The 18,262-nt window shown below is 38.3% G+C and carries 23 protein-coding genes; 18 read left to right on the forward strand and 5 right to left on the reverse strand.

The genetic code is table 11. The annotated features are described in order from the left end of the window. From FDX03_RS05655 to FDX03_RS05695, 9 genes are all read left to right on the forward strand, one after another. On the forward strand, nucleotides 1-1,053 hold a 1,053-nt coding region (locus FDX03_RS05655; RefSeq protein WP_212724552.1), incomplete at its 5' end, for a tail fiber domain-containing protein. 58 nt (nucleotides 1,054-1,111) lie between these two features. Continuing rightward, nucleotides 1,112-1,567 (forward strand): phage tail tube protein, encoded by a 456-nt coding sequence (locus FDX03_RS05660; RefSeq protein ID WP_089669740.1) that lies wholly within the window; start codon nucleotides 1,112-1,114, stop codon nucleotides 1,565-1,567. Between the two features lie 59 nt (nucleotides 1,568-1,626). Then, nucleotides 1,627-1,926, forward strand: coding sequence for a hypothetical protein (locus tag FDX03_RS05665; RefSeq protein WP_137345584.1), 300 nt, complete (start codon nucleotides 1,627-1,629; stop codon nucleotides 1,924-1,926). Nucleotides 1,927-1,958: 32 nt separating this feature from the next. Then, on the forward strand, nucleotides 1,959-2,315 hold the full coding sequence (locus FDX03_RS05670) for a hypothetical protein (protein ID WP_137345585.1): 357 nt from the start codon (nucleotides 1,959-1,961) through the stop codon (nucleotides 2,313-2,315). Further along, on the forward strand, nucleotides 2,302-4,500 hold the full coding sequence (locus FDX03_RS05675; RefSeq protein ID WP_137345586.1) for a hypothetical protein: 2,199 nt from the start codon (nucleotides 2,302-2,304) through the stop codon (nucleotides 4,498-4,500). The genes FDX03_RS05670 and FDX03_RS05675 overlap by 14 nt, the downstream gene beginning before the upstream one ends. A gap of 60 nt (nucleotides 4,501-4,560) precedes the next feature. Then, on the forward strand, nucleotides 4,561-5,115 hold the full coding sequence (locus tag FDX03_RS05680) for a hypothetical protein (protein ID WP_137345587.1): 555 nt from the start codon (nucleotides 4,561-4,563) through the stop codon (nucleotides 5,113-5,115). Then, nucleotides 5,115-5,741: a DUF2163 domain-containing protein gene (locus FDX03_RS05685; RefSeq protein WP_137345588.1), complete on the forward strand. Its 627-nt coding sequence runs from the start codon at nucleotides 5,115-5,117 to the stop codon at nucleotides 5,739-5,741. Before FDX03_RS05680 ends, FDX03_RS05685 begins: the two co-directional genes overlap by 1 nt. Continuing rightward, nucleotides 5,726-6,118, forward strand: a complete 393-nt coding sequence (locus FDX03_RS05690) for an ornithine carbamoyltransferase (RefSeq protein ID WP_137345589.1) — start codon at nucleotides 5,726-5,728, stop codon at nucleotides 6,116-6,118. Before FDX03_RS05685 ends, FDX03_RS05690 begins: the two co-directional genes overlap by 16 nt. Nucleotides 6,119-6,122: 4 nt before the next feature. Continuing rightward, nucleotides 6,123-9,386 carry a fibronectin type III domain-containing protein gene (locus FDX03_RS05695; protein WP_137345590.1) on the forward strand — a complete coding sequence of 1,088 codons (3,264 nt, stop codon included), beginning with the start codon at nucleotides 6,123-6,125 and terminating at the stop codon, nucleotides 9,384-9,386. 23 nt (nucleotides 9,387-9,409) lie between these two features. Here FDX03_RS05695 and FDX03_RS05700 read toward each other — a convergent pair whose 3' ends face one another. After that, nucleotides 9,410-10,378 (reverse strand): DUF6453 family protein, encoded by a 969-nt coding sequence (locus tag FDX03_RS05700; protein WP_137345591.1) that lies wholly within the window; start codon nucleotides 10,376-10,378, stop codon nucleotides 9,410-9,412. A 72-nt stretch (nucleotides 10,379-10,450) separates the two neighbouring features. Between FDX03_RS05700 and FDX03_RS05705 the strand changes: the two genes are divergently transcribed. Further along, nucleotides 10,451-10,723 (forward strand): hypothetical protein, encoded by a 273-nt coding sequence (locus tag FDX03_RS05705; protein ID WP_137345592.1) that lies wholly within the window; start codon nucleotides 10,451-10,453, stop codon nucleotides 10,721-10,723. An 11-nt stretch (nucleotides 10,724-10,734) separates the two neighbouring features. Here the strand turns inward: FDX03_RS05705 and FDX03_RS05710 are convergent, their stop codons facing one another. Beyond that, nucleotides 10,735-11,187: a glycoside hydrolase family protein gene (locus FDX03_RS05710; RefSeq protein WP_137345593.1), complete on the reverse strand. Its 453-nt coding sequence runs from the start codon at nucleotides 11,185-11,187 to the stop codon at nucleotides 10,735-10,737. 36 nt (nucleotides 11,188-11,223) lie between these two features. Between FDX03_RS05710 and FDX03_RS05715 the strand changes: the two genes are divergently transcribed. The 5 genes from FDX03_RS05715 to FDX03_RS05735 all read left to right on the forward strand — a co-directional run bounded on the left by FDX03_RS05715 (nucleotide 11,224) and on the right by FDX03_RS05735 (nucleotide 13,218). Continuing rightward, nucleotides 11,224-11,652, forward strand: coding sequence for a hypothetical protein (locus FDX03_RS05715; RefSeq protein ID WP_137345594.1), 429 nt, complete (start codon nucleotides 11,224-11,226; stop codon nucleotides 11,650-11,652). After that, entirely contained in the window at nucleotides 11,649-12,227 is a 579-nt protein-coding gene (locus tag FDX03_RS05720) for a hypothetical protein (protein ID WP_170973088.1), read from the forward strand. The genes FDX03_RS05715 and FDX03_RS05720 overlap by 4 nt, the downstream gene beginning before the upstream one ends. Nucleotides 12,228-12,229: 2 nt before the next feature. Beyond that, nucleotides 12,230-12,550, forward strand: a complete 321-nt coding sequence (locus tag FDX03_RS05725; RefSeq protein WP_137345595.1) for a hypothetical protein — start codon at nucleotides 12,230-12,232, stop codon at nucleotides 12,548-12,550. Further along, nucleotides 12,547-12,837 (forward strand): hypothetical protein, encoded by a 291-nt coding sequence (locus tag FDX03_RS05730; RefSeq protein WP_137345596.1) that lies wholly within the window; start codon nucleotides 12,547-12,549, stop codon nucleotides 12,835-12,837. The genes FDX03_RS05725 and FDX03_RS05730 overlap by 4 nt, the downstream gene beginning before the upstream one ends. A 129-nt stretch (nucleotides 12,838-12,966) precedes the next feature. Next, nucleotides 12,967-13,218, forward strand: a complete 252-nt coding sequence (locus FDX03_RS05735; protein ID WP_048998502.1) for a hypothetical protein — start codon at nucleotides 12,967-12,969, stop codon at nucleotides 13,216-13,218. Nucleotides 13,219-13,224: 6 nt separating this feature from the next. On the opposite strand, the gene FDX03_RS05740 is transcribed toward FDX03_RS05735, so the two are convergent. Together FDX03_RS05740 and FDX03_RS05745 are read right to left on the reverse strand one after the other, a co-directional pair. After that, complete coding sequence (locus FDX03_RS05740) at nucleotides 13,225-13,677, reverse strand: hypothetical protein (protein WP_003845493.1); 453 nt, start codon at nucleotides 13,675-13,677, stop codon at nucleotides 13,225-13,227. Nucleotides 13,678-13,958: 281 nt separating this feature from the next. Continuing rightward, nucleotides 13,959-14,675, reverse strand: a complete 717-nt coding sequence (locus FDX03_RS05745) for a hypothetical protein (RefSeq protein ID WP_137345597.1) — start codon at nucleotides 14,673-14,675, stop codon at nucleotides 13,959-13,961. Nucleotides 14,676-14,721: 46 nt separating this feature from the next. Here FDX03_RS05745 and FDX03_RS05750 point away from each other — a divergent pair, with 46 nt between their 5' ends. The 3 genes from FDX03_RS05750 to FDX03_RS05760 all read left to right on the forward strand — a co-directional run bounded on the left by FDX03_RS05750 (nucleotide 14,722) and on the right by FDX03_RS05760 (nucleotide 17,352). After that, nucleotides 14,722-15,438, forward strand: coding sequence for a methyltransferase (locus FDX03_RS05750; protein WP_032939229.1), 717 nt, complete (start codon nucleotides 14,722-14,724; stop codon nucleotides 15,436-15,438). 330 nt (nucleotides 15,439-15,768) lie between these two features. Beyond that, on the forward strand, nucleotides 15,769-16,152 hold the full coding sequence (gene bssR / locus FDX03_RS05755) for a biofilm formation regulator BssR (protein ID WP_048212172.1): 384 nt from the start codon (nucleotides 15,769-15,771) through the stop codon (nucleotides 16,150-16,152). Between the two features lie 102 nt (nucleotides 16,153-16,254). Continuing rightward, nucleotides 16,255-17,352 carry a PQQ-dependent sugar dehydrogenase gene (locus FDX03_RS05760; RefSeq protein WP_048212171.1) on the forward strand — a complete coding sequence of 366 codons (1,098 nt, stop codon included), beginning with the start codon at nucleotides 16,255-16,257 and terminating at the stop codon, nucleotides 17,350-17,352. Between the two features lie 5 nt (nucleotides 17,353-17,357). Here FDX03_RS05760 and FDX03_RS05765 read toward each other — a convergent pair whose 3' ends face one another. After that, entirely contained in the window at nucleotides 17,358-17,984 is a 627-nt protein-coding gene (locus tag FDX03_RS05765; RefSeq protein WP_048212170.1) for a glutathione S-transferase family protein, read from the reverse strand. Nucleotides 17,985-18,262 lie beyond the last annotated feature (278 nt).

The following is an 18,262-nucleotide window of genomic DNA, read 5'->3' on the forward strand; positions in this document are numbered from 1 at the left end:
CTTAATGTTAATAGAATACTCCAAGATACCAGTTATACCTCCATGTTCTCTTCTGATATGAAAAGCCAACTCTCGGTGCGTGATGATGGGTTATGGGGGATGTTTGTATCTGGAAATGGAGCTAATGCTGGCTGGAAGCCGCTACTACTTGCACAAGGGGGAACCGGAGCAAAGGATGTAGTTGGTGCTAAAAATAATCTACAAGTTGATAGATTGGTACAACATGATAAACAAACTTGGTTGCACGCCCCAGATAAAGATTCATATTTATATATTTTGGATAGTGGGGAATGGGGATGTTATTCAATATCTAGTGGTAACAAACCTCTTGGTGTTACACAGGGTGGGACAGGTGGAAACAACCAAGAATCTGCCCGACAGGGGTTAGGTATTGCGACTTCTGATGTTGTATGGTTTAAAGGTGTAGTTACACAATCTGTAACTGGGGTCGGTGGAGCTTGGACCCCAGTGGTTAGAAAACTTAAAGATCAACAAACGGCAGATGTAAACAGAAATAACCAGTTATCATATCTTGAAAACTCAGACTGTGCAGTAACCAACTATATTATTACGGTGAATGGAGTAGCCCAATATGTATGGCAAATGACAAGATCGGATAATATAACTAACTGGTTTTCTATGCGAGCAGATAACACAATGCATACACCATTAGGTCAAGTTTCAATTCAAGGTTCTGATGTTCGAATTAAAGAAAACTTCGAACCGGTACAGAAGGGGGCATGGGATCGTATTTCAAAAATAGGCATTTGTGAATACACATATAAATCTAATTCAGTTCCACAACGTGGTTACTTAGCTCAGCAAATGGAAGCAATTGATCCGTTATATGTATTTGAAGGTGGTACATCTACTGATGATGATGGTAACGAATTTGAAATACTAAACGTGAATGATAAGGCTGTACAGGCCGATATGATTACAGTAGTACAAGAATTGCAAACACAAGTCAAAGAACAAAAAAGCCAAATAACTCAACTAATGGCAATGGTTCATGCACAAAATCTTACCATTACAGAACTAATGAATAAATAAATACAATCGGGGTGACAGGAAGTTGCCCCAATCATAACTTATATAAGGATATAAAATAATGGCTATGGATATTTTCAGCGGTGCTAATATTACTGTGTCAATTGGTACAAGTGCGGGTAAAGTACTTGCAACTGATTTTCAAGTAGTACCGGAAGTTGCATCATTTACTACAAGTGGTTTTGAATCAGTAGTTATTGATGTAGTTACTTTTAATAGTGCTTATAATAGAAAACTATTAGGTACAAAATCTATTCCCGACATTGATCTTCAGGTTAACTATCTACCAGATAATGCGGTACATCAGAAACTAGAAACTCTTGCAGATGAGCAAAAACGTTGCCAAGTAAAATTGGAGTACTTCACGGATGCCGCTAAAACCGCAGGATTCTATGTAGTTTATACTTGCTTTGTTTCCTCAACTACCATTGATGGCGATAAGGATCAGGTAGTTACAAAATCATTTACTCTTGCAGTAGATGGTGAAGCAATTGAATCAGGTCTAATTGGCGAATAATACTAAATAAGGGTGATAGCAGTTGTTATCACCTTTTTTATTACCTATAAGGAAACAAAATGAACATTGAAAAACTAAAAAACAAACTAAAACCAAAACTATATGAACATAACCTGGAGGGCGAAACTGTATATATTCACCGTCCAAGTGCACGTGATTTTTCAAAATGTGATAATGTTGAAAACACACTAATCTATTGTGTGAAAGATGAAAATGGTGATCCAATTTTTGCAAGTGAAGATATTGATGGACGTATTAATGTAGCATCCATTGATTTTCAATATCAGAATGAACTATATGGTGCAATTCTAAAACTTGTCACTGAAATGGATAAAGTTGATGAAGTAGAAAAAAAGTAATCGAGTCTCCAGACTTACGCTATTACCTAAAAATGATTAATAAGCGTGGTTTATCCCCCGCCGAATTTGAAGATTTAGATCCTGATTTATTTGAGGCATTAGTTATATTTGATCAGTTTATAGAACCGTCAGGATCTAAAATGGATATGCTGTATTATTCCCATCTATGCCACACAATGACAATGAACACACCAGGAATGACTAAAGAACTTGCAAAGAAAATCAAGTATAAAGATTACGACTTTTTAGGTTTACTGGATGACCGAGAAACAAGTAAAGAGCGTATTACTAGAATAAACAAGCAAAGGCAAGAATCGGAATTCAATAAACTAGGTGAAGCGATTAAAGCCCAAGCCATGATGAAAGGGAAAAGTAATGGCACAAAATAAAAAAATAAAAGTTGAAATTGTTGGTGATAGTACAGGACTAGAAAAGTCACTTAATACCGCAGAAAAGAAACTTGATTCATTTGGTAAAAATATTGGTGGTGGTCTTGGTGGACTATCACGTGATGTTGGCGGTGCATTTGGGTCTATGTCAATGGGGCTAACTGGTGTAGCTACTGGTGCTGGTCTTGCAGTAACGGCACTTGGTGGACTCGTATTAAAGCTAAATGACGCAGTAAGAGAACTAAACCAAATATCAAAACAGTCTGGAATGTCAGTAGAAACTTTACAGCAACTACAGAGGGCATTTTATAGTACAGGTCTATCCGTTGATAAATTTGCAGACATTAACCAAGATTCATTAGATAAGATGGGCGATGCAATAGCCAATGGTGGTACTATCGCAGATGATCTAAAAAGTGTCGGGCTTGATGTTAATAACTATATCAAGTACATGACACAAAAAGATGGTGGCGTAAAAGCAGTCATACAAATGTTCTATGATCTTAAAGCGGCAGGTGCATCAGTAGCTGAAACTAAATTCTTGCTTGAATCAGTTGCTAGTGATGCATCCCGTATGGGTGAAGTACTAGAACAGTCTGCTAATGCAAATGACGCATGGAATAAGATCCATAGTGAAACAATTGCAATTACTAATGAAAGTGCTAGGGCATTTGAACAGTTCGATAAAAACCTAAATGATTTTACAACTACTGGACAATCATTTTTATATGAGTTTATCACCCCAACAATTGAAGAACTTAATACATTATATGGATGGTTTAATAAAGATTGGGATAAAACTAAATTAGTTGAACTAATGAAGGGTGGATTTAAAAACTTCTTCTTTGGTGGTGATGGAGCAATACCAGAGTTTCTACGTGATCAATTCGATGTATCAGCTACTGAAGTTACAAGTCAGGCAAGGGACACACTTCTAAACTCTATTAGCTCATTACAGGGTGATCTTCAGGCCGCCGTAGATGCGGGTAAAGGCCAAGATAAGTTAATAGAGAAACAGAAGAAACGCGAGCAGGACGAAGCCAAGAAAGAAGCCGATAAACTTCAAAAGGCACGTGACGCAGCCGCAGCAAAGGCAGCAGCAGCCCAGAAAAGAGCAGCTACCGAACGTTTAAATGCTCAAAAGACATTAGATGCCGCCATTACAGATGTGGTGATTGGTACTAATGAACGCCAATTAGCCATGTTCGACCGTCAACAAAAAGAGTTAGTACAGAAGATTAAAGACAGTGCTAAAACTCTTGGATTATCACAAGGTGATTTAAACAAGCTATTACTTGATCAACAAGCCAGTGCCGCAACTAAGCGTACCGATATGGTTAATCAAATGATTGGTTATCAAGATCCAAACCAATCAATGAAAAATAATATTGGACTATTACAAAGTGGTTCATTAAATCAAAACCAAAAGAATTACCTTGCGGATCAACAGGCACAGGGATTAGGGCAAAACGCAAATACTCAACGTCAATTAGATAGTAATACGGAAGCAATGAATCTTGAATTACAGCAAAACGAATTACTCCTAAAAGGCCATGAAGATTTTGAACGCCGTAAATCTGAAATTACAGCTAAGTACGCGGCACAGGCCGTACAGATCCAACAGCAGGAAACTATACAAATAATGCAAAGTATGGAAGATTCAATGGGTCAAATTGGTCAAGGTATGGCAGCGGCATTTGGTGAATCATCTGGTGCGGCACAGGCATTTTTTGCCGTACAAAAGGGTTTAACTATATCCATGACTATTATGAAGATCCAAGAAGCATTAGCATCAGCATTAGCATTAGGTTTTCCACAAAATATTCCCGCATATGCTCAAATAGCCGCTATGGGTATGAGTATTATTAGTACAGCCACTGGTGCGGGGTCTGGTCAATTCCACGGTGGTGTGGATTCTCTTGATCCTTCTATGGATAACAAATCATTCCTACTAAAAGCGGGTGAACGTGTTGTACAGCCAGCCGCGAACCAAGATCTAATTAAGTTTCTTGATGAACAAAAAGGTAATAATGGTTCATATTCGGGTGGTGGTGAAGTAACAATCTATTCCCCACTAATCGTAAAAGGGAACGTAGACGATCCCGAAATATGGAATAAGATGTTACAGAAGAACCAAAATAATGTAGCACAGGCCGTTAGAAGTAGCCAAAAACGTAATACATAAGGAAGGGGGCATTATGCCCCTTTCTTTATAAATACAGGAGATAATTAGAAGGAATCTAAAATGAATTTTTCAAATAATATTAAGGTTAGTGAAGTTACACTATCAAGTACTATTCCCCAATACTCCCAACGTGCTTGGACGGGTGAGGAACTACGCCGTAGTGTGGGCATTCAATACTATACCATTAAATTTAATCTATCTTTTGAAATGAAAGATAGGCACGAAGTACAGGCATTTATTGCCGAATATCAGCAGGGTAAACCATTTAACGTATCATTGGGTAGAGCGGGTACATATACAGGTTCAGAATCTGGAGCGATTACCGCAGCGGGGGCAGTTGCTAAGGGGTCAATGATAATCCCCACAACTCAAAATACATTACGTGTGGGTGATTTAGTACAGTTCAGTAATCATAAAAAGCTCTATCAGATTGTTGAAACTACAGGTACGGAATTAACTATATTCCCACAACTACGTAATAATGTTGGTATGGGTGAAACTGTAATTTATAACAATCTAACAATCACAGCGACACTAGATGTTGATCAAAGTTTTGATATGGCTATTCAAGGTGTTTCATCAGTTCAATTCAACGCTACGGAGTATTTGAGATAATGGATGATTCAATTTTAACTAATCCCATTCTATTGAAGTATTGGGAACTACTACGCGGTGAATCACTATCACGTTTATCTATTAGTGATCTAATGTCAATGGGTATTCACGTTACTACATTTGATTTATTACCACGTTCAGTTAATGCGATCTATTGGAATGATGGATTCACACAACTTTCCCTGAATGGTGTTTTATATGAACCATTCCCAGATTTAGTACAGGACTCTTTACCTTCATTTAGTGAGGAAAAGGGCATTAGTAATGACACTATTGATTTTACAGTTTCCAATGTAGATAACGCCACACGAATCATGGCAATGTCAGGACAACTAGATAAGGCAAAGTTAAATATTTCCCTTGTCATTTTGAACCCATATGATTCTACACCCATCTATCAACAAAGAATGTTTTCAGGATTCATTGAAAACTTTGAATGTACCGTAAATCCATTTAGTGAGATTAACGAAATGAAAGTTACCGTGAATAGTGTCTATCAACGTTTAGACTTAACTCCCAAAACATTAGCAAGTAACTCAGTCTATCAGAGTTATTACCCCAATGATGCAATTATGAGTCTATTGGGTCAGGTGAACAAGGAAGATCAAGTATGGCGTTACAAATAAGTAAAGTATATGAAATATGCCAAGAGGCATTAAATCACCCCTATAGTTACGGTACTAACGATTGTAATATTGTTGCTATTAGAGTACTAGATTCTATTAGTGGTACAGATTGGGAAAGTAAAGCAGACTATGACAGTCTACTAAGTGGTATTAAAAATCTCAAAGAATTAGGTTTTGAAAGTACAGCAGATATTATCAAACAACATTCCGATAAAGTGAAATACACAATCGATGGTGATATTTGGGTAGATCCAGATAACCCACATACCGTTGCTATAGTCGTTTCCGGTCGTCTATTAGGGGTAAATAAAGAACATACAGAATTTAATATAGTCCCACGTAGAAAGGATGGGGACTATTATAGAATAAGGAAATAAAACTATGGGCGGCGGTGGCGGCATTGGTAATTTTTTTGGGGCAATCCTAACAGCGGTAGTAGTTGCGGTTGCCGTGTACTTTTCAGGTGGTACGGCATTAGCGGCAATTGGTTATGGTGCGGCAGCGGGGGCAGTTTCCCTAGTTGCGACAAGTATGCTTTCACAGATTGGTGCACAGGGATATGGGGATGTTACGGATACTCTAAGCCGTTCTACATCCCCGGCAACTGGTTTACCCGTTATATATGGTGGTCAATTTCCACATAAGGATGAGAAGCATCAAGGATCATTTGTATTAACTGGTACTATCAATAACTGGTACGCAGTAAAAGACAATGAATCGCAATACTTCTTTTCTTCACAAGTAGTTGCTATGACTGGTGTAGAACCATATATAGAACAAATTTACTTTGATAACGTGCCTGTACTTGATGCACCAATTACACAGGATGGTATTGTAGGTAATAATATTATTTCAAATAAGTTTTCACCATACCTTCAATTGGAAGTACGTTTTGGTGGTGACTATAATTCAACTTCATCACTTGCTAAAACATATGCGGGTGAGAAATGGAAAGATAACTTTTATGGTAAAGGTGTTGTATCAGTTTATGCGGTAATTAAAAAGACTCAACAATCATTAGAAGATAACATTTTAACAAATGATAATTTCACAATGAATGTGGAACTGAAAGGGCAGAAAATCTATGATTTCTACAGCGGTACTACTTTTGCTACTTCATGCCCCGTAAGCCAGATCTATGACTACCTAACTAATACTATCTATGGGATGGGGTTAGATCCTCAACTCATTAATATTGATTCATTCGAAGAATCGGCAGCATATTGTCATTTAGTTGGCCTGTACTCAAATGGTGCAATTAGTTATCAAGATACTTACAAAAAGAATATTGAAAACATTCTCCAGACATTTGGAGGTATTACATATGTACATGGTGGGCAAATTTGTATCACGGTTGATCGTAAAACTTTATCTGTACAGTCATTTGATGAATCTAATATGGTTGGTGATTTGAAAGTAATCACATCAGGTAATCAGGACTATTATAATGTTCTTGATTGTCAGTTTACTAGTGTTAAGAATAACTACTCAACGGATGTAATACGTATTCCATCAGATATTAGTACAGATGATGTTATTAAGTCGGATGGTCAAGTAATCCCCCTTAGCCGTGATTTCTCTTGGATTTATTCGGAAAGGGCAGTAAATCTACTTGCGAATAGTGAACTACGAAAGGCACGTTTTGCCCTTAAAACTATTCAATTTACAACGGGTGAAGCATGGGATCTAAAAGTGTGGGATTCAATTACTGTACAGAATAGTGAATTGGGTATTAATGGAAAATTCAAAGTACTAACCAAGTCAGTAGCGACCGATCAAAAGAACGTAGGCTATTGTCAGATTTCGGCGGTTGAATATCCAGATGCAATATTTGATGGTGATGATTCATTGGTATTCCCTCCAGCGGGAACAATTTCGGGTGGTGCAGGTAATGTACTAACTGTACTACCGCCAGTAAATCTACAGGTATTCCGTAAAGGTACAATTACTACGGGTAACGTAGTAACGGTTGATTGGGATGCAAGCCCCGATCCCAATTTACGTGGATATTATGTGTACTATAAATTATCTAGTACTAATACATGGACGTATGCCGGATCTACTTCAGTAATGTCTACGGAATTCGATATATACGGTTTAGATGAAAGTCAAAACTATGACTTTTCCGTAGAAGCATATAACATCCTTAACCGCCGTAGTGCTAAATTAACGTTAGAAGGTATCAAGCCTGAATTTAATTTCACATTACCCGCAGTTACTGGTGTTATTCTTGCCAATAGTACCGAATCCGTATACGTCACAGATTCGGGTGATTTTAATATACGTTGGGATAACCAGAAGAATTTACCAGTGAATGGTAGATCATTCAGTGATTATTTTAGGTACTATACTATTAACATCTATAATGGTAATTCATTAATTAAAACTTTCTATACTCAAGAGAGTTTCTTCAATTACACACTAGCATTGAATGAATCTAAGGTACGTAAACCAACAATTGGTATTATTGCTCAGGGTTATAATTCGGGTACATACTCACAGGAAGTGAAAATTACCGTTGAAAACAAACAATGTAAACAGGCACAGGGTTTAACAATTGGTGGTGGATTTGGTAATTTATTTTGTTCATGGACTCCATCTAATGAACGCGATTATGCAGGTTGTGTAATTTCCATGATCTCAGGTACTCAAACCAGAGTTTACATTAGTAATAAACCGGAATTCGATTCTGTACCTAATATTACGGATGGTGAATATAAAGTAAAAATTGGTTTTTTTGATATCTTTGGACAAGACAATATAATCTATACTCCAGAGCAGACTATTTCAATCAATTCTAAATACCAATTCACTGAGGAAGATGCTAATGAAATTAATGGTATTTTAGATCTTGATAAACGTTTAGATGATACATTGAATAATGCAGTAAATGAAAGTAGTGAATATACTAATACACAGATTGGAGTACTTCAAAATAAAATTGATAATGATATTAGTGCCAAGATTACCGAAATGAATCAAACTATTGTTGATAATAACACTGCAACTACACAACAAATTACACAATTGAAAAGTGAAGTTGATGGAAATCTTGCAAGTGTAAACCAACAAATGGTTACTAAGGCCGATAAATCTACAGTAGATGCACAATATACTTTATCTGTTAATGCAGGTGGTACGGTAGCTGGTATGCGTTTAGTGGCAAGTGAAGGAACTAGTAATAATTCGGCAATATATTTTGCGGCAAATAAATTTATTGTATCTGGAACTGATACAGCCACTGTAGGCGGTACAGCACCATTTTCAATTATAAATGGAAGTACTTATATTAAGACGGCAATGATCCAACAGGGAAGTATCGGTACAGCATATATAGGTGATTTGTCAGTTACCAATTCTAAAATTGCCGACCTGTCAGTTAACTCAGCTAAAATTGTTGATGGCTCAATAACAAACTTAAAGATAGGTAATGAGATCTATAGCAATAACTATCAATGGAACTCTTCAGGGTGGTATATTGGGAAAGATGGTACAGCATTGTTCTATAACGGCTATTTTCGTGGTGGGATTTATGCGGATTCAGGTAACTTTGGTCTAAATGGTAATGGTGGGGTAGTTATTAATGGTAATGGAATTACCGTCCCGTTATCTAATGGGGGGCGTGTAGTCGTTGGACGTTGGTAATAGAAAAGGGGGCAATTGCCCCCTTAATATGAATCCGGTAATAGTATCATCGGCATATTGATATTCATATTATATGAGGCGTCCCAACCATTGGAAGGAGTACCACCAAATACTTTATTGTATGCGGAACGTACATATCCACCAGAACGTACTAAACCTTTATATCGTGCATTACCAAAACCACCTACCATACGTACTTGTGTACCTGTATAGCAAACGTTAATGTACTTATTACCTATGTATTGATTTGAATCACTAATTGTTATTGTACTATCGAATAGGAAAGGTTTTTTTGTAGTTGAAAAAGTACATTGCCCCGCTGCGTTATACATGGTTATACCTTCGCCTGCTATGGGTGGTGTTTGATTGAATACAACTACATCAATTGATACAGCACCTGCTACATCGTCACGACCTGTATAAGTAATATCGCGTACAACTAAGTTAGCACCGTCAAAGCCGACAGAAACGTTTGGGTTATCCCACTTACAAAAAGGTATTCCCCCTATAGGTAATGCCGCTTGTCCGTTAACATACATATTACCAGACCACGCACATGTTAAGATCGTACCAACATTAGAGATAGCCGTAAAATTAGATGAGTCTGCTACTAGTAATCCTTCATTGTAGGTAGAAGCGGGAAGTACTTCAAATGCTAAACCATCAAATGCAATACTACGTGATCCTTGCCCGCCTTTATTACCAAATGATACTACCATGTTAGAATAGTCATTACGTGTAACGGATGTAATATAGTAAATTTCTGGTAATCTAGAGAATTGATAAACACTGACAGGATTAGTTGGGATGAATATTACTTGTGATCCTACATTGCTAGGGGCAGGAAATGTAATACTACCATTACCAAATCTATCGGTATTACCGCGATTGCTTTGTGTTAGTGTTCCACAATATGCAGGTGCACGTAGTCCCGCTGTAATATGCATTGGTTGTCTACCATCATTATAATCAATTAAAATCCCTTCAGCCATATATAATACCTCGCTCAATTAGTTATAATATTTATAAATATAATTATAATAATAGAAAATAAGGAATTTAATATGGCTTGGGAAAGCATTTTTGCTGTTATCTTTGCGGGTGGTGCTTTACTTTGGAGTATCTTTAGGGATAAAGGGTCTGATATAGATAAGTTATCATCACGACTTACTAAACTTGAATCTTATACAGAACACAATAAAGTGGATATGGAACGATTAGAAAAAAAGCAGGCTGAATTAGACGACAGCCTACAGGAATTACAATCACAGATTCACCAATTGGATCTAAAAGTTGAGCGTATTCTTGCCATTCTTGAAAAAACAAAAGGGGCATAATGCCCCTTTCTTTATTTGTTATTTAATTGTTTTACCATATCGTTTAAACGGTTGGGTGTTTGGCGATACCATAAAGAATCTTTAGCCTGATTTATTGCTTCCTTCCAATCTTGTTTTTGAAGTGCAGCAATCATTTTTTTAAACTTCTTAGTACCTGCTAAACCTAATTGAAACACCATAATGATCATGAAATCTTCCCAATCTTTGGGGAGTGTAAGACCAAGTGTTTTTACATCCTTTTTGGTTCGGTCAATATCCCATGCCAATAATAGATCGGCATCCAATGGAGTAATACCATTCTTGAATTTTTCACGTTCACTTGGTAGTACCTTGTGACCGGCCCCTATAGTATCGTAACCTTCAGTATCTTTATACATCCAGAACTTACCATGTTTAAAATATCCGCGTGTTTTTTGGTACTCCATTGTTCCTTCATATAGCCACAATCTTTCTTTAATATTCATAAATACCTCATAAGAATAATAATTTATGAGGTATTTATGAATGATTGGTTATATTCACCAGACTGGAGCGAAAAAGAGTTATTAGATGGTAGTTCAGTTGGTTTTGTTTACTTGTTTCAATTTGAGGATGGTACATTCTATCTAGGAGTGAAGCAGATATGGAAAGGGGTTAGGGATTCAACTAAATTAAAGGGAAACGAAAAAGAAAACGGATGGCGAGAGTACAAAAGCAGTTCTAAGAAAGTACAGAGTATGATCGATTCGGGAATGAACTATACCCGTACCATCCTATGGGGCTTTGAGACAATGACAGAAGCAAACTATGTAGAATCCTTTCTAATCCTCACACATTCACTTGATGAAAACATTTTGAATATGGCAATGATGAGTAAATGTCGTATACCAACGGGAACTAAGAAAAGAAAACTTAGAGGAATAATACAGACTATAGAAGGGTGGTTATGAAAGTAAAAACTAAAATCAGCGGTTTAACCAGTGCTAAGGGGTTCATAAACTCAGAAGGGAAAAAGTATGGTAATCAATTCCAAGAAGAATTAATTACAAGATCTCGTGCTTTGGCAAGACAAATGCAAGCCGATATGTCAGCGGCAATAGATAAGGGTCCGGTCCCATTTACTAATAGTGCGGTACTATTCTTTTATGCAAAAACTGGTACTAGTGTTTCCTGCATTATCATGATTAAGGATATTCAGGCCAAATACTTATATGATGTAATTGTTAAACCTTCCCATATTAATAAATTTATCCCCACAAGTTCGGCAAAGATGACTAAACAGGGAAATATTTCACAATTAAAAAGTGGTTTAGCGAAGGGTAAATACAAGGCAGTAGTACAGAACGGTAAGAAGTACTTAATCGATACTACTAAAAAAGATACTAAAGATAAAACAAAGAGGATAATTGGTGTACGCGAAAGTAAAAAACGCAAGCTCGTATATGACTTTTATAATGAGGCAGAACAGGGGGCTATTGCGATTATAAGCGGCATACAAGGACACTTTAAATTAAAAAGAGGCTAAGCATGGATTTTGAACAACATTTTAATGAGGATACACCATACATTACGCTTGATGGGTTTACGCCAATGGCGAACAGCAAACCAATTGATAATATTTTTCTGAATAAAAAAGTAAAAAAAGTAAAAAAAGTATTAAAAGGTAGTGGTTATACTTCATCTCAACATATGAATGTAGTTTACGAACAAAAGAAACCAATTAAGGTTGGTAGTATTGTACGTTGGGAATTACGCGGTATGGGTTTTGATGTGATAGTTTTAGGGTATGGTGAATTGTTCGTTAAAGGTCTAAGAGTACATGCATATTGTGTAGGAATCATGGAATGATTAGTGTAATTATAGAATTAATAAAATCTGGTCTATCTTTTTTCCAGAAAAAACAAGAGAAAGAAATTGATAAAACTGTAGTTACTACTCAGGAAACTAACGAGACAAACAGAGAAGAAATCAAAAAAGGCTTTAGTGGTCGTAATTTCTTGTTTTATATTTTGGGAGCAATCATTGCGTGGAATTATATCCTTGTACCTTTACTTGATGTATTTGGAATTGTTTTATTCTCCCTTCCATTGGGTGAGATATTTTCATTGTTGCAATTGATGGTAGGAGGTATGTAATGGTATATGGTATTCAAGTACAGCGTAATGGAGTTATGATGAATGCCGTTACCAATCCAACTAACGTACTAGCAGTTATTACATAAACACAGACGTTTATGATTCATACTAAAAATAAGGAAATAAGTAATGGACTACATTGCAATAGGGGGTCTTATCATTGGATTCTTTACATTTATTGGGCGTCTGCTTTATAGACGAAAACAAGAGATATTAGAAGCTGAAAGGCGTATAAGTGATATTGAAAGTAAACTTTTAGTATTAGAAACTAAAACAGAAAACAACGAATCTGATATTGATGAATTGTACGATTTAGTACGAGAACTTTCAAAAATTAAAAGTGATATTTCTGAAATTAAAGGAATGTTAAAATCTAAATGAAGCCCCTTATGGGGCTTTATCTATTTTTGTGGTTATGATTATTTGGCTATTTGTCTCTCTAAATGTTGAGGTGCTTTTTATATTTGGCAAGTACCGTGTTGTTTTGTTTTTAAATTTTTTATAATCCCAAATGATGAATGCTATTCCTAAAATAATTACTAAAGAATATATTAATGTATCGGGGAATTTAAACTTATCATTTACATAAAATGATGTTATGGATGCACTGATAGCTACAGCAACACTAAATACACCAATAAGATCGATTTCCCTTTCTAGAAAATGGTTTATCTTTGTTTTCACGCAATAAGTAGCCGCAATGAATGTCAAGATCAAAGATTGTGTACTAACCCAAAGTGAATATTCAGTATCTGGGCATAGATAAATCAATGCGATATTAGCGGCTATAGATAATAATGTAATGACTATAACTACTGCTAATAGTTTGATGGTTTTCATTAATAATTCCCTAATTACCTGTGCATATATTGTATAAGGGTATTTTATGCCAAAAGTAGATAAAAAGAAATCTACTAATCATAATAGGTCGATGAAGTTAGTGCGTTCTGGTGAATAGATAACATATGTTGATAAAGAGGTTATAAGGGGTATTGATGTTACAGGAGTTTTACCATTAGCGTGATTTCTGGATTATTGTATCAGTACTTGATTCTTCCAGTGGTTTAGTGAAAAAATTCTGCTGGATTAGTTTCTAAAGGTTTTTTAAGAATGGTTTATTGCTATTCGATTGGAGGGGAATAAGAGAATACGCTTGCAAATCGTTTATTTAAAGTTCTGTTCATAATCGAGCATTTTTTTATTAATTCTTCAAACTCTTTTTTGAAGTTATTCATTGATCTATTTCTGGCTATGTGGCTTGTATGGGTATCGATGTCAATATTTCTTATCTTATCTTCTATTTTCTCTCTTGCATCCTCGATTGCACTTAGATATGTAATATAATCATTCTCATAATGCAACTTCATATCCCATGATCCTAAACCATAAATTGAAACTAGCAATTCTACTGACTTTTTTCTAATCTTAGAACATTGAACTAATATTTCTTCACGTTCTAATATGAGTTCATTTTTTTCTACTTTGGTTAATTCAGTACCATTCATATAATTTAATGCAAAATACTTATAATCTGATTGCAATTCGAATAGGAGTTTAGTAATTAAATGTATATCCATTAATATTAATTGAGCATGTTCAAAGCCTTTATTCTTAACTCTATCTTTAAACCAGTTTCGAACGCTCCAGGCCGCATAGATTACAGAACCTGCAACTACTGTATCCATAATAGCAGAGACGGTGCTACTATCAAATCCATTCAAAAAAAGTACATCACTGTAGATTGGGATTAATGCCCCAGTACACAAACACATTACATGTGAGAATCGAATTTTAGCTATATATCTTTTAATCTTGCTTTTTTTAATAATTTTTTCCACTGACATTTTCATAAATACCTATACATAATTTGTACAAGGGTATTTTATGGCAAGAGTAACTAAAAAGGAATCACAACTACGTTTAAAAGTTATGGAGTTAGTACATTCAGATAGGCAACTAACAGAAGATGATAAAGAGTTTATTTTTAATAACTACAGGGGTGATGGTATCGGGGCTACTGGTGCTTTCTTCACGCCCGAAATGCTAGCATGGGACTTTATGCTAGACGCTGGCTGTAGTGATGACTGCATTGAACTATGTGCCGGTATCGGGCGACTTAGCTACTATCAATTCATACGTAATAAACCTTCACACATCACATGTGTTGAACTGAATCCTGAATACGTACTTATTGGTAAACGTGTACTACCACAAGCTGAATGGATCACTGGTGATGCACTACAATACACACCAGACCGTTTCTACCGTGTTGCTTATGGTAATCCCCCATTCGGCAAGATAAACACGTCAGGGGCGTATACAGGCCGTTATACGGGTAGTGAATTTGAGTACAAGATAATTGATAGGGCAAGGGAGTATTCCAGCTATGGGGTATGGATTGTTCCACAGGGTAGTGCGGGGTTTAAGTACTCAGGCCATACATACTATGACCGTTCGATACAGTCAGCGAAGTACACAAAGTTTGAAAAGGATACGGGGTTAATCTTACACCCAGGCGTGGGCATCGATACATCAATCTATCGTGACCAATGGAACGGTACTAAGGTAACTTGCGAATCCGTGTTAGTTGATTATCAATAAGTTAAATGGATAGCATAAAAAATAACACAATATATTTATTGATTTTTCGGGCAGCCGAGGGAGACAAAGCCGATTTTCGGCTGGTGGGTTACATTGCTCATAGCGTAAAAAGTGTTCAGTTATTGGAATATTCAGGGCAGGGATTCTACAGAGTTCTGAACAAAAATTGTATCGCAATCTCAAATCATCAGCGGCCTGCCGGGCGCGGAATTAAAGATTATTTGTAAATTATGTTAATTTTGAGTGATGGATTGATCCTGGACACGACTTTGTTCAAAAAATAACCATACTATTAAGTTGCACTATAGTTGGAAAGAGGAGGAACAAGGTATGGTTGTTGACAGACTGAGAACCGATCTTCTCAACAAATTGATAAACGCCCGTATCGAACTTGCCGCTTATCTGCAGTTGAGAAAAGCGAAAGGCTATATGTCAGTCAGCGAGAGCGATCGTCTGCGTGATAACTTTTTTGAACTGAATCGCGAATTGCACGATCAATCACAGCTCCACGGTATGCATCTTGATCAGGAAGAGTGGAATGCCCTTCGTCGTGCTGAAGGGGCGTTAGCCGCCACCGCTGTTTGTCTGATGAGTGGACATCATGATTGTCCGAACTTTATTGCCGTTAATGCAGAGAAACTGGAAAACTGCCTGACAACGCTGACGCTGAGTATCCAGAGTTTGCAAGCTTATTCAACGCTGGAACACATCTGAACCAGGGGGAGGGCGCTCCCCCTTTTCGTTAAGATTATGTAAAAGTGGCGGGATAATTCCCCTTGCTGGCTACGCTTTAAGCAGAGCCATTAAGGAGGTGCTATGCGTCGACTCTTTCTCTGTGTTGCCTCACTGGCGTTGCTTTCCCCCTATGCCGCTGCCGTCAAGGTGGAGATCCTGCAAACCAAACTCGACCACCCGTGGTCGCTGGCCTTTTTACCCGATAATCGCAGTATGCTGATTACGCTCAGAGGAGGGCAACTTAGGCTCTGGCAACCCGATAAGGGGCTTTCCGACCCGCTGACCGGCGTACCCAAAGTCTGGGCGAATGGTCAGGGGGGACTGCTTGATGTGGCGTTGGCACCGGATTTTGCTCAATCCCGGCGGGTGTGGCTAAGCTTCGCGGAAGCTGACAGTGAAGGGAAAGCCGGAACAGCAGTAGGCTACGGGCGGTTAAGTGACGATCGTAAACACCTGCAGGGCTTCCGGACGGTGTTCCGCCAAATGCCTAAGTTATCAACCGGGAATCATTTTGGCGGGCGTATGGTATTTGATGGCAAAGGTTATTTATTTATAGGCCTTGGCGAGAATAACCAGCGCATAACCGCTCAGGAACTGGACAAATTACAGGGCAAAGTGGTTCGACTAACAGACGAGGGCAAAATTCCACCGGATAACCCGTTTGTGAACCAGACTGGCGCGCGGGCTGAAATATGGTCGTATGGCATCCGCAATCCGCAGGGGATGGCGATGAATCCCTGGAGCGATGCGTTGTGGCTTAATGAGCATGGCCCGCGTGGCGGAGATGAGATCAATATCCCCGGGAAAGGTAAAAACTATGGATGGCCAATCGCGACATGGGGTGTTAACTACAGTGGTTTCAACATCCCCGAAGCAAAAGGCTCAATTGTGGCGGGCACCGAGCAGCCTATCTTTTACTGGGAAAAATCACCTGCTGTCAGTGGGATGGCCTTTTATAATCACGATACGTTCCCACAGTGGAGACACAAACTGTTTATTGGTGCGCTGAAAGAACAGGGGGTGATTGTGTTAAGCGTGAAAGGTAATACAGTGACGGAAGACGGACGTATTTTGCATGACAGAGGGCAGCGAATCCGCGATGTGCGCGTCGGACCAGACGGTTATTTGTATGTATTAACCGACGAGTCCGACGGGGAATTGCTGAAAGTGAGTCCCTGACAGGATTAGCTGACCGGGATCATCACGACTTTCTGGAATGCCGGGCGCTCGGTGAGCTGTTGATACCAACGTTCCAGGTGAGGGCGCGGCGTCCAGCTCAGGCCGACATTAAACAGGTTATAGATGAACGGTGCGACGGCGATGTCCGCAGTGCCAAATTCAGCGCCAGAAAACCACGCCCGGTCGGCCAGCGCGTTGTCGAGAATGGCAAACAGGTTATCGCAGACCTTCGCACCGGCCTCGATGGCTGCCTGATCGCGTTGATCGGCAGGGGTTCTGACCAGACCAAATAAGATAACCCGATGTGCAGGGCTCAGCGTCTGGTTAGCCCAGTCCATCCATTTTTCACCCTCGGCACGTTTCGCCGGAGCGTCAACCCACAGTCGTTTTTGCCCGTACTGGGCCGCCAGGTAGCGGACAATGGTATTGGATTCCCACAGCAATACGTCTGTTTCGTCATCGCGTAGCAGTGGAACCAGTCCGTTAGGGTTCATCGCCAGATAGTCTGCGTCATGATTTACGCCATGCTGTCCCCCAGCCAGAATTTGGCTATACGGCAGTTCCAGTTCTTCGAGTGTCCACAATACTTTTTTTACGTTGGTCGAATTATTGCGACCCCACAGTGTAATCATAGTAACCCCGCAAATTAATTGAGCAGCTTTATGGCTGCATTCTCTATCTGACTCGCTCACATGGTGGGGTAAACCTAATATTTACACAACAAGGCGCAAAAAAATCGTGATGAGAGCAGCGCAGCGCGGCGTTATTGCATAAACTTTAAAAACTTTACCAACTTACGGTTTCTTTAAGCTCGTTAGTGCGTTATTACTCACCGCACTTATTTTACACGTCATCCATCAGAACTTTTCTGTATGGTTGGCTGAGGCAACTTGGCCGGTTTTGTGTAAAC

Origin of the sequence: Citrobacter sp. wls827, from assembly GCF_005280875.1 — a bacterium.
Lineage (GTDB): Bacteria > Pseudomonadota > Gammaproteobacteria > Enterobacterales > Enterobacteriaceae > Citrobacter > Citrobacter youngae.

Bases quoted from the DNA above. Each gene is read 5' to 3' on its own strand.
- FDX03_RS05700 (WP_137345591.1), bottom strand. From the start codon at position 10,378: ATGGCTGAAGGGATTTTAATTGATTATAATGATGGTAGACAACCAATG.
- FDX03_RS05715 (WP_137345594.1), top strand. From the start codon at position 11,224: ATGAATGATTGGTTATATTCACCAGACTGGAGCGAAAAAGAGTTATTA.
- FDX03_RS05680 (WP_137345587.1), top strand. From the start codon at position 4,561: ATGAATTTTTCAAATAATATTAAGGTTAGTGAAGTTACACTATCAAGT.
- FDX03_RS05685 (WP_137345588.1), top strand. From the start codon at position 5,115: ATGGATGATTCAATTTTAACTAATCCCATTCTATTGAAGTATTGGGAA.
- FDX03_RS05730 (WP_137345596.1), top strand. From the start codon at position 12,547: ATGATTAGTGTAATTATAGAATTAATAAAATCTGGTCTATCTTTTTTC.
- FDX03_RS05760 (WP_048212171.1), top strand. From the start codon at position 16,255: ATGCGTCGACTCTTTCTCTGTGTTGCCTCACTGGCGTTGCTTTCCCCC.
- FDX03_RS05735 (WP_048998502.1), top strand. From the start codon at position 12,967: ATGGACTACATTGCAATAGGGGGTCTTATCATTGGATTCTTTACATTT.
- FDX03_RS05660 (WP_089669740.1), top strand. From the start codon at position 1,112: ATGGCTATGGATATTTTCAGCGGTGCTAATATTACTGTGTCAATTGGT.
- FDX03_RS05765 (WP_048212170.1), bottom strand. From the start codon at position 17,984: ATGATTACACTGTGGGGTCGCAATAATTCGACCAACGTAAAAAAAGTA.
- FDX03_RS05705 (WP_137345592.1), top strand. From the start codon at position 10,451: ATGGCTTGGGAAAGCATTTTTGCTGTTATCTTTGCGGGTGGTGCTTTA.
- FDX03_RS05740 (WP_003845493.1), bottom strand. From the start codon at position 13,677: ATGAAAACCATCAAACTATTAGCAGTAGTTATAGTCATTACATTATTA.
- FDX03_RS05750 (WP_032939229.1), top strand. From the start codon at position 14,722: ATGGCAAGAGTAACTAAAAAGGAATCACAACTACGTTTAAAAGTTATG.
- FDX03_RS05670 (WP_137345585.1), top strand. From the start codon at position 1,959: ATGATTAATAAGCGTGGTTTATCCCCCGCCGAATTTGAAGATTTAGAT.
- bssR (WP_048212172.1), top strand. From the start codon at position 15,769: ATGGTTGTTGACAGACTGAGAACCGATCTTCTCAACAAATTGATAAAC.
- FDX03_RS05710 (WP_137345593.1), bottom strand. From the start codon at position 11,187: ATGAATATTAAAGAAAGATTGTGGCTATATGAAGGAACAATGGAGTAC.
- FDX03_RS05725 (WP_137345595.1), top strand. From the start codon at position 12,230: ATGGATTTTGAACAACATTTTAATGAGGATACACCATACATTACGCTT.
- FDX03_RS05720 (WP_170973088.1), top strand. From the start codon at position 11,649: ATGAAAGTAAAAACTAAAATCAGCGGTTTAACCAGTGCTAAGGGGTTC.
- FDX03_RS05675 (WP_137345586.1), top strand. From the start codon at position 2,302: ATGGCACAAAATAAAAAAATAAAAGTTGAAATTGTTGGTGATAGTACA.
- FDX03_RS05665 (WP_137345584.1), top strand. From the start codon at position 1,627: ATGAACATTGAAAAACTAAAAAACAAACTAAAACCAAAACTATATGAA.
- FDX03_RS05695 (WP_137345590.1), top strand. From the start codon at position 6,123: ATGGGCGGCGGTGGCGGCATTGGTAATTTTTTTGGGGCAATCCTAACA.
- FDX03_RS05690 (WP_137345589.1), top strand. From the start codon at position 5,726: ATGGCGTTACAAATAAGTAAAGTATATGAAATATGCCAAGAGGCATTA.